6 protein-coding genes and 1 pseudogene are annotated in these 10,153 nt (G+C 70.6%); all 7 read left to right on the forward strand.

Features of this window, described 5'->3' with window-relative positions:
• The first annotated feature begins 854 nt into the window (after positions 1–854).
• Positions 855–1,991, forward strand: coding sequence for a DNA polymerase III subunit beta (dnaN, locus tag ACFW1A_RS11850; RefSeq protein WP_380407733.1), 1,137 nt, complete (start codon positions 855–857; stop codon positions 1,989–1,991).
• Between the two features lie 147 nt (positions 1,992–2,138).
• Positions 2,139–3,014 carry a phosphogluconate dehydrogenase (NAD(+)-dependent, decarboxylating) gene (gene gnd, locus ACFW1A_RS11855; protein ID WP_380407735.1) on the forward strand — a complete coding sequence of 292 codons (876 nt, stop codon included), beginning with the start codon at positions 2,139–2,141 and terminating at the stop codon, positions 3,012–3,014.
• A gap of 64 nt (positions 3,015–3,078) precedes the next feature.
• Positions 3,079–4,212, forward strand: coding sequence for a DNA replication/repair protein RecF (gene recF / locus ACFW1A_RS11860; RefSeq protein WP_380407737.1), 1,134 nt, complete (start codon positions 3,079–3,081; stop codon positions 4,210–4,212).
• Positions 4,213–4,255: 43 nt separating this feature from the next.
• Positions 4,256–4,768 (forward strand): DUF721 domain-containing protein, encoded by a 513-nt coding sequence (locus ACFW1A_RS11865; RefSeq protein ID WP_380407739.1) that lies wholly within the window; start codon positions 4,256–4,258, stop codon positions 4,766–4,768.
• Between the two features lie 294 nt (positions 4,769–5,062).
• Positions 5,063–7,063: a DNA topoisomerase (ATP-hydrolyzing) subunit B gene (gyrB, locus tag ACFW1A_RS11870; RefSeq protein ID WP_380407741.1), complete on the forward strand. Its 2,001-nt coding sequence runs from the start codon at positions 5,063–5,065 to the stop codon at positions 7,061–7,063.
• Positions 7,064–7,184: 121 nt separating this feature from the next.
• The gene (gene gyrA, locus ACFW1A_RS11875) at positions 7,185–9,704 is read left to right on the forward strand and encodes a DNA gyrase subunit A (protein ID WP_380407743.1); all 2,520 of its coding nucleotides are present in this window, start codon (positions 7,185–7,187) and stop codon (positions 9,702–9,704) included.
• A gap of 144 nt (positions 9,705–9,848) precedes the next feature.
• Positions 9,849–10,153 (forward strand): annotated as a pseudogene (locus ACFW1A_RS11880) (hypothetical protein); the annotation flags it as partial.

The following is a 10,153-nucleotide window of genomic DNA, read 5'->3' on the forward strand; positions in this document are numbered from 1 at the left end:
GGTGTAGTCCGCGCCGGGCCGGGGAAGGCTTCCGGCTGACGCTCCACCAGGGGCCCGGCGATTTCGTACAACTGAGCATCCATTCGAACAGCTCGCAGCCGCCCGGCCGTTCTCCACAGGTTTCGGTGTTCCGTCCCGTCCACAGCCTGGGGAACGCGGAGTTATCCAGAATTTCTCCACAGCCGGATCGACGCTACGCTCTTCGCCGCAGGTCAGCCCCCTGTGGACTTGTGCACAACAGTTATCCACAGCATGTGGACAGTTGGCGGGCCGTCAGGGACCCCGAGAGGTTGTCCACCGGTCATCCCCAGGCGAGCGGCAGTTTTCCCCAGCTTTTCCACAGCGGTATCCACTGTTCGACAACGGAGGGCCCCGGTTCACCGGCCGGTGTGAAAGGCGTCACGTGATGTTGCCCGGGGCTCCGTGGATAACCGGGCCTCCTGCTGGGGACGGTGCTGGGGATAACCTGTGGATACTCAGGGTGCCCTGTAGATAACGCTCCGCCGTCCACAGCGCGGCCGAGTTATCCACTGCCGCCGTCCACATCCACTGTGGACAAAAAAGCGGGTTTGACCTGGGAAAACAAGGTTATCCACGGTATCCACAGGCCCTACTACTACCGCTACACCTAGAGACCCCTCGAATCGCTCAACAGCGGGGTGGGCCGAAATCTGTGGACAAGCCGATCCCGACACCTGTTCGCCCCGGTTGCGCCCATCGGCCTCGGCTGTCGGCGGAGTACGTCAGACTGTCCTCGGCACACCACGACGGAGCTCCGTCGGGCCACGGCAAGGACTCGGCAAGCAGGACTGCACCATGCAGCAGCGACAGCAGGACCCAGGAGGCGGTTACCGGTGAAGTTCCGGGTGGAGCGTGACGTCCTCGCGGAGGCGGTGGCCTGGGCTGCCCGCAGCCTCCCGGCGCGGCCCTCGGTGCCGGTGCTGGCCGGCCTGCTGCTGACGGCCCAGGACGGCGCCCTGGCGCTGTCCGGCTTCGACTACGAGGTCTCGGCCCGGGTCGAGCTGGAGGCCGAGGTGGAGGAGGCCGGCACCGTGCTGGTCTCCGGCCGGCTGCTCAACGACATCTCCCGCAACCTTCCCAACAGGCCTGTGGAGATCTCCACCGACGGCCAGCGGGTCACCGTGGTCTGCGGCAGCTCCCGGTTCACCCTCCCCACCCTGCCGGTGGACGAGTACCCCGCGCTGCCGCAGATGCCCAGCGCCACCGGCACGGTCTCCGGCGAGGTCTTCGCCACCGCCGTCAGCCAGGCCGCCGTGGCCGCCGGCCGGGACGACACGCTGCCGGTGCTCACCGGTGTCCGGGTGGAGATCGAGGGCGACCGGATCACCCTGGCCGCCACCGACCGCTACCGGTTCGCCGTCCGCGAGCTGCTGTGGAAGCCCGAGCAGCAGGACATCTCCGCGGTCGCCCTGGTCCCGGCCCGCACCCTGCAGGACATCGCCAAGTCCCTGGGCAGCGGCGACACGGTCTCGATCGCGCTCTCCTCCGGCGGTGCCGGCGAGGGCCTGATCGGCTTCGAGGGCGCCGGCCGCCGCACCACCACCCGGCTGCTGGAGGGCGAGTTCCCCAAGTTCCGCAGCCTCTTCCCGAAGTCCGAGGACTTCAGCGCGGTCGCCGCGGTGCAGACCCAGCCGTTCCTGGAGGCGCTCAAGCGCGTCTCGCTGGTGGCCGAGCGGAACACCCCGGTCCGGCTCAACTTCGAGCAGGGCGTGCTGACCCTGGAGGCCGGCTCCGGCGACGACGCCCAGGCCACCGAGCGGATCGACGCCGACCTCGAGGGCGACGACATCTCGATCGCCTTCAACCCCGGCTACCTGGAGGAGGGCCTCAAGGCGGTGGACGCCGCCTTCGCCCAGCTCTCCTTCACCACCCCGACCAAGCCGGCGCTGCTGTCCGGCAAGCCGGCCCTGGACGCCGAGGCGGACGAGGCCTACCAGTACCTGATCATGCCGGTGCGGCTGTCCGGCTGAGCCGGCCGCCGGGCCGTTCGGCCTGGACATGACGCAAGCGGTGTCCACCGGAACGTTCCACAGTCTGTGGACACCGCCGCGGCGTAGGCTCTTGTGTCGCGGCAACGGCGCCGCCGTCAGGCACGACACCCCAGGTAAGGACTTGTCATGGAGCTCGGCCTCATCGGTCTCGGCAAGATGGGCGGCAACATGCGCGAGCGCATCCGCCGCGCCGGCCACACCGTCATCGGCTACGACCGCAACCCCGACCTCGCCGACGTCGCCAGCCTCCAGGAGCTGGTGACCAAGCTTCAGGCGCCGCGCGTGGTCTGGGTGATGGTCCCGGCCGGCGTGCCCACCCAGGAGACCGTCGAGGAGCTGTCCGAGCTGCTCTCCCCCGGCGACATCGTGGTGGACGGCGGCAACTCCCGCTGGACCGACGACGAGAAGCACGCCGAGCTGCTGGCCGCCAAGGGCATCGGCTTCGTCGACTGCGGCGTCTCCGGCGGCGTCTGGGGCCTGCAGAACGGCTACGCGCTGATGTACGGCGGCGAGGCCGAGTCGATCGCCAAGGTCCAGCCGATCTTCGACGCGCTGAAGCCCGAGGGCGAGTTCGGCGCCGTGCACGCCGGCAAGGCGGGCGCCGGCCACTTCGCCAAGATGGTCCACAACGGCATCGAGTACGCCATGATGCAGGCCTACGCCGAGGGCTGGGAGCTGCTGGAGGCCGTGGACAGCGTGACCGACGTCCGGGAGATCTTCCGCTCCTGGAAGGAGGGCACCGTGATCCGCTCCTGGCTGCTCGACCTGGCGGTGGACGCGCTGGACAAGGACGAGCACCTGGGCAAGCTCAAGGGCTACGCCGCCGACTCCGGCGAGGGCCGCTGGACCGTCGAGGCCGCCATCGACCACGCGGTGCCGCTGCCGGCGATCACCGCCTCGCTCTTCGCCCGCTTCGCCTCGCGGCAGGACGACTCGCCGCAGATGAAGATGATCGCCGCGCTGCGCAACGAGTTCGGCGGCCACGCGGTCGAGAGCAAGTAGTTCCGACGGTCCCCTGGGACACCGTCCACAGGCTGTTCACAGAAGGCGGGCGCAGTACCTCCCCATGCATGTCGCGCACCTCTCGCTCGCCGACTTCCGCTCCTACGCCCGGGCCGAGGTTCCGCTCGACCCGGGCGTCACCGCGTTCGTGGGGCCCAACGGCCAGGGCAAGACCAACCTGGTCGAGGCGATCGGCTACCTGGCCACCCTGGGCAGCCACCGGGTGGCCACCGACGCCCCGCTGGTGCGCCAGGGCGCCGAACGCGCGGTGGTCCGCGGCTCGATCGCGGACCGCGGCCGGACCACCCTGGTCGAACTGGAGATCACCCCGGGCAAGGCCAACCGGGCCCGGATCAACCGCTCCGACAACGTGCGCCCGCGCGACGTGCTGGGACTGCTGCGCACGGTGCTGTTCGCGCCCGAGGACCTCGCCCTGGTCAAGGGCGACCCGGGCGAGCGGCGGCGCTTCCTGGACGAGCTGCTCACCGCCCGGGCGCCCCGGCTGGCCGGGGTCCGCTCGGACTACGAGCGGGTGCTCAAGCAGCGCAACGCGCTGCTCAAGACCGCCGCGACGGCCCGCCGGGCCGGCGGCGGCAAGGGCGCCGACCTGTCCACCCTGGAGGTCTGGGACGGCCACCTGGCCCGCGCCGGGGCCGAGCTGACGGCCTTCCGGCTGCAGCTGGTGGCGGCGCTGCAGCCGCTGGTCGAGCAGGCCTACGAGCGCCTGGCCCCCGGCGGCGGCCCGACCCGGCTGGAGTACCGCTCCTCCTTCGAGGGCGCCCTGCCGACCAGCCGCGAGGAGGCCGAGAGCCAGCTGCTGGAGGCCCTGCAGGCGCTGCGCAAGCAGGAGGTCGACCGCGGGCTCACCCTGGTCGGCCCGCACCGGGACGAGCTGGGACTGCTGCTGGGCACCCTGCCGGCCAAGGGCTACGCCAGCCACGGCGAGTCCTGGTCCTTCGCGCTGGCGCTGCGGCTGGCCTCCTACGAGCTGCTGCGGGCCGACGGCGGCGAGCCGGTGCTCATCCTGGACGACGTCTTCGCCGAGCTGGACGCCAAGCGGCGCGACCAGCTGGCCGAACTGGTGTCCGGCGGCGAGCAGGTGCTGGTCACCGCTGCGGTGCCGGAGGACGTGCCCAAGGCGCTGGCCGGCGTGCGGTACTCGGTCAGCGGCGGCGAGGTCGTCCGGGTCGCGGGCTGACCGGCGTACGCTGGTGGGTCCGTCCACAGCCTGGGGATAAGAGATGAGCGACGAACCACAGCTCTCCGGCGTCGACCTGGCCCGGGTCGCGCTGCGGGCGGCCAAGGAGCAGGCCCGCCGGCGCGGGGAGCAGGTCCGCGAGAAGCGCGAGGCCCGGCGGCACGGGCTGCGCAGCGGCGCCCGGGCGGACGGCCGGGACCCGGTGCCGCTGGGGGCCGCCCTCAATCGTTTGATCACGGAGCGTGGCTGGGAGACCCCCGCCGCGGTGGCCGGGGTGATGGGCCGCTGGTCGCAGATCGTCGGCCCGGACATCAGCGCGCACTGCGTCCCCGAGCAGTTCGACGAGGCCGAGGCGGTCCTCACGGTGCGCTGCGACTCCACCGCGTGGGCCACTCAGCTGCGGCTGCTGGCAAGGCAGTTGGTGGCCCGGCTGAACCACGAGCTGGGGCACGGCACGGTGCGGGTGATCCGGGTGCTCGGGCCGGCGGCCCCGCAGCGCCGGTACGGCCGGCTGCGCGCGCCCGGCAGCCAGGGTCCGCGGGACACCTGGGGCTGATCGCGGACCGGTGTCCGCGGCGGCGGCGCCCTTGACGGAGCGCGAACCTCCGGAACCGCTGACGGCCCTTGTGAGGCCACTGAGCCCCCCGGGCGAGTATCGGGACATGTGCGGAGGGGATTCGGGGCGCCAAATCCGCCCTCAGGGCCTGCCAAAAGCCCATCTATGTCGGTCGTACCGGTAGACTGAGAACCAAACGCCGCTGCTTGCGGTAACTGAGTCGAAACGCCGTGGTCGCACGCCCTCCCCACCGGGAGCGGGGTGCGGCCCGCGCTGTGCCAGAGAGGGCGCTTCGTGGCCGATACCGGCGAGTCCAGCCAGTCCCCCGTCCCCACCGACGCCTCCACAGGGAAGGCCTACGACGCCAGCGCCATCCAGGTGCTGGAGGGCCTCGACGCCGTCCGCAAGCGCCCGGGCATGTACATCGGCTCCACCGGCGAGCGCGGCCTGCACCACCTGGTCCAGGAGGTCGTGGACAACGCCGTGGACGAGGCGATGGCCGGCCACGCGGACACCATCGAGGTCAGCATCCTGGCCGACGGCGGCATCCGGGTCGTCGACAACGGCCGCGGCATCCCGGTCGGCATCGTCCCCGGCCAGGACAAGCCCGCCGTCGAGGTGGTGCTGACCGTGCTGCACGCCGGCGGAAAGTTCGGCGGCGGCGGCTACGCGGTCTCCGGCGGTCTGCACGGCGTCGGCGTCTCGGTGGTGAACGCGCTCTCCACCAAGCTGGCGGTGGAGATCCACACCGACGGCCACCGGTGGACCCAGGACTACAAGATGGGCGCCCCGACCGCGCCGCTGGTCCAGCACGAGGCCACCGACCGCACCGGCACCAGCGTCAGCTTCTGGGCCGACGGCGACATCTTCGAGACCACCGTCTACTCGTTCGAGACGCTCTCCCGCCGGTTCCAGGAGATGGCCTTCCTCAACAAGGGCCTGACCATCTCGCTGACCGACGAGCGGCCCGAGCACACCGACGACGAGGGCAAGCCGCTCTCCGTCACCTACCACTACGAGGGCGGCATCGCCGACTTCGTCACCCACCTCAACTCCCGCAAGGGTGAGATGGTCCACCCCTCGGTGATCGACTTCGAGGCGGAGGACAAGGAGAAGACGATCTCGGTCGAGATCGCCATGCAGTGGAACTCCTCGTACACCGAGGGGGTCTACTCCTTCGTCAACACCATCCACACGCACGGCGGCGGTACCCACGAGGAGGGCTTCCGCGCGGCGCTGACCGGTCTGGTCAACCGCTACGCGCGGGACAAGAAGCTGCTGCGCGAGAAGGACGAGAACCTCTCCGGCGAGGACATCCGCGAGGGTCTGACCGCGGTCATCTCGGTCAAGCTGGGCGAGCCGCAGTTCGAGGGCCAGACCAAGGACAAGCTGGGCAACACCGAGGCCAAGACCTTCGTCCAGCGGGTGGTGCACGAGCAGCTGAACGACTGGCTGGACCGCAACCCGAACGAGGCCGCGGACATCATCCGCAAGTCCATCACCGCGGCCACCGCGCGGATGGCGGCCCGCAAGGCGCGCGACCTGACCCGCCGCAAGGGCCTGCTGGAGAGCGCCTCGCTGCCGGGCAAACTGAGCGACTGCCAGTCCAAGGACCCGGCCGAGTGCGAGATCTTCATCGTCGAGGGCGACTCGGCCGGCGGCTCGGCCAAGCAGGGCCGCGACCCGCGCACCCAGGCCATCCTGCCGATCCGCGGCAAGATCCTGAACGTCGAGAAGGCCCGGATCGACAAGGTGCTGCAGAACACCGAGGTCCAGGCGCTGATCTCGGCCTTCGGCTGCGGCATCCAGGAGGACTACGACGAGTCCAAGCTGCGGTACCACAAGATCGTGCTGATGGCCGACGCCGACGTGGACGGTCAGCACATCCGCACCCTGCTGCTGACCCTGCTGTTCCGCTTCATGCGGCCGCTGGTCGAGGCGGGCTACGTCTACCTGGCGATGCCGCCGCTGTACAAGATCAAGTGGGGCAAGGACGACTTCGAGTACGTCTACTCCGACCGCGAGCGCGACGCCGTGATCGAGGCCGGGGTGTCGGCCGGGCGCCGGCTGCCCAAGGACGACGCGATCCAGCGCTTCAAGGGTCTGGGCGAGATGAACGCCGAGGAGCTGCGGGTGACCACCATGGACGCGGCCCACCGGCTGCTGCTGCAGGTCACCCTGGAGGACGCGGCCCGTGCCGACGACCTGTTCTCGGTCCTGATGGGCGAGGACGTCGAGGCGCGCCGCTCCTTCATCCAGCGCAACGCCAAGGACGTTCGTTTCCTGGACGTGTGACGGACCGTAGGTCCACCTCCCGTCACCTCCCGTCCAGTCACGCGTGAAAGGAAACTGACCAGCAGTGGTCGACGACAACCGTCCCGAGGGCGACGAGCAGCCCGGGAACTCCCAGGTCGTGATGCGGGTCGAGCCGATCGAGCTCGAGACCGAGATGCAGCGGTCCTACCTCGACTACGCGATGAGCGTGATCGTCTCCCGCGCGCTGCCCGAGGTCCGCGACGGCCTCAAGCCGGTGCACCGCCGGGTGCTGTACGCGATGTACGACGGCGGCTACCGGCCCGAGAAGGGCTACTACAAGTGCGCCCGCGTGGTCGGCGACGTGATGGGCAACTACCACCCGCACGGCGACACCTCCATCTACGACACCGTGGTCCGCCTCGCCCAGCCCTGGTCGCTGCGGATGCCGCTGGTGGACGGCAACGGCAACTTCGGCTCCCCGGGCAACGACCCGGCCGCGGCGATGCGCTACACCGAGTGCAAGATGGCGCCGCTCGCGATGGAGATGATGCGCGACATCGACGAGGAGACCGTCGACTTCGCCGCCAACTACGACGGCCGCTCGCAGGAGCCGACCGTCCTGCCCGCGCGCTTCCCCAACCTGCTGGTCAACGGTGCCACCGGCATCGCGGTCGGCATGGCCACCAACATCCCGCCGCACAACCTGCGCGAGGTGGCCTCCGGCGCGCTCTGGGCGCTGCAGCACCCGGACGCCTCCAACGAGGAGCTGCTGGAGGCCCTGATCGAGCGGATCAAGGGCCCCGACTTCCCGACCGGGGCGCTGATCGTCGGCCGCCGCGGCATCGAGGAGGCCTACCGGACCGGCCGCGGCTCGATCACCATGCGCGCGGTGGTCGAGGTCGAGGAGATCCAGGGCCGGCAGTGCCTGGTGATCACCGAGCTGCCGTTCCAGGTCAACCCGGACAACCTGGCGCTGAAGATCGCCGACCTGGTCAAGGACGGCCGGGTGGCCGGCATCGCCGACGTGCGCGACGAGTCGTCCTCGCGCACCGGCCAGCGCCTGGTGATCGTGCTCAAGCGGGACGCGGTCGCCAAGGTGGTGCTGAACAACCTCTACAAGCACACCGACCTGCAGACCAACTTCGGCGCCAACATGCTGGCCCTGGTCGACGGGGTGCCGCGCACCCTGGCGCTGGACGCCTTCATCCGGCACTGGGTCAACCACCAGGTCGACGTGATCGTGCGCCGGACCCGGTTCCGGCTGCGCAAGGCCGAGGAGCGGGCGCACATCCTGCGCGCGCTGCTCAAGGCGCTGGACATGATCGACGCGGTGATCGCGCTGATCCGCGGCTCGGAGTCGGCGGACGCCGCCCGGAGCGGCCTGATGGACCTGCTCACCATCGACGAGCTGCAGGCCAACGCGATCCTGGAGATGCAGCTGCGCCGGCTGGCCGCCCTGGAGCGGCAGCGGATCACCGACGAGCACGACGAGCTGCAGCGCAAGATCGACGAGTACAACGCGATCCTGGCCTCGCCGTCCCGGCAGCGGGAGATCATCTCCGAGGAGCTCACCGCGATCGTCGAGAAGTACGGCGACGAGCGCCGCTCCACCCTGATCCCCTCCGACGGCGACCTGTCGATCGAGGACCTGATCGCGGAGGAGGACATCGTCGTCACGATCACCCGTGGCGGCTACGTCAAGCGGACCCGGTCCGACCTGTACCGCTCGCAGAAGCGCGGCGGCAAGGGCGTGCGCGGCGCGCAGCTCAAGCAGGACGACATCGTGGACCACTTCTTCGTGACCACGACGCACAACTGGATCCTCTTCTTCACCAACAAGGGCCGGGTCTACCGGGCCAAGGGCTACGAGCTGCCGGACGCCGGCCGGGACGCCCGCGGCCAGCACGTGGCCAACCTGCTGGCCTTCCAGCCGGAGGAGCACATCACCCAGGTGATGGCGATCCGCACCTACGAGGACAAGCCCTACCTGGTGCTGGCCACCCGCGAGGGCCTGGTCAAGAAGTCCGCGCTGAAGGACTACGACTCGCCGCGCTCCGGCGGCCTGATCGCGATCAACCTGCGCACCGACGAGAACGGCCGCGACGACGAGCTGATCGGCGCCGAGCTGGTCTCCGCCGAGGACGACCTGCTGCTGGTCTCCAAGAAGGCCCAGTCGATCCGGTTCACCGCCACCGACGAGGCGCTGCGCCCGATGAGCCGGGCCACCTCCGGCGTCAAGGGCATGGCGTTCCGCGAGGACGACGAGCTGCTGTCGATGAACGTGGTGCGCCCCGGCACCTTCGTCTTCACCGCGACCGACGGCGGCTACGCCAAGCGGACCCCGGTGGACGAGTACCGGGTGCAGGGCCGCGGCGGCTTCGGCACCAAGGCGGCGAAGATCGTCGAGGGCCGCGGCTCGCTGGTCGGCGCCCTGGTGGTCGAGGAGACCGACGAGATCATGGCGATCACCCTCTCGGGTGGTGTGATCCGGACCAGGGTTTCGGGTGTCCGTGAAACCGGACGTGACACCATGGGCGTCCAACTGATCAACCTCGGAAAGCGCGACGCGGTGGTGGGCATGGCCCGCAACGCGGAGGCGGAGGACGAGGAGGCGACCGAGGAGGGCAGCACTGTGGCGGACGCCGCAGTGGACCAGCCAGAGGCCGCTGACCAGGGCTGACGTACGACCGGCAGCCGGTGTTCCGCCCTCCGGGCGCGGAGCACCGGCTGCCCCGGTTTCGGGCTGGTGGGCCCGATGCCGCACAGTGGAGTGTCGACCGGGTCGCGACCGCGACCCCGGTGAGGAACTGCGGGAGGAACCATAGTGAGTGGGACCACGGGTGCTGCGGGAGGTGCCGCACCGGGCGGTGCGCCGTACGGAGGTGTACCGCAGCCGCCGGCCGAGCACCCGGCCGCGTCCACCTCGCTGATGTCCGCGGTGGGCCAGGGCGGCTACGGCGCGCCGGCCCAGCCGCCGGTGCCGCCGACCACGCCCGCCCCGGGCACCGGTGGCTACTCGCAGCCGACCACCTACACCAAGGGCCAGCCGACCCCGGCGCGCGGCACCCAGACCGGCCCGGCCGGTCCCGCCCCGGCCGGCCCCGGCGCGCCGGGCCGACCGGCCCAGCC

The sequence above is a fragment of the Kitasatospora sp. NPDC058965 genome, from assembly GCF_042741245.1.
Lineage (GTDB): Bacteria > Actinomycetota > Actinomycetes > Streptomycetales > Streptomycetaceae > Kitasatospora.

Coding starts and splice junctions, on each gene's coding strand:
- recF (WP_380407737.1), top strand. CDS start 3,079: ATGCATGTCGCGCACCTCTCGCTCGCCGACTTCCGCTCCTACGCCCGG.
- ACFW1A_RS11865 (WP_380407739.1), top strand. CDS start 4,256: ATGAGCGACGAACCACAGCTCTCCGGCGTCGACCTGGCCCGGGTCGCG.
- gyrA (WP_380407743.1), top strand. CDS start 7,185: ATGCGGGTCGAGCCGATCGAGCTCGAGACCGAGATGCAGCGGTCCTAC.
- gnd (WP_380407735.1), top strand. CDS start 2,139: ATGGAGCTCGGCCTCATCGGTCTCGGCAAGATGGGCGGCAACATGCGC.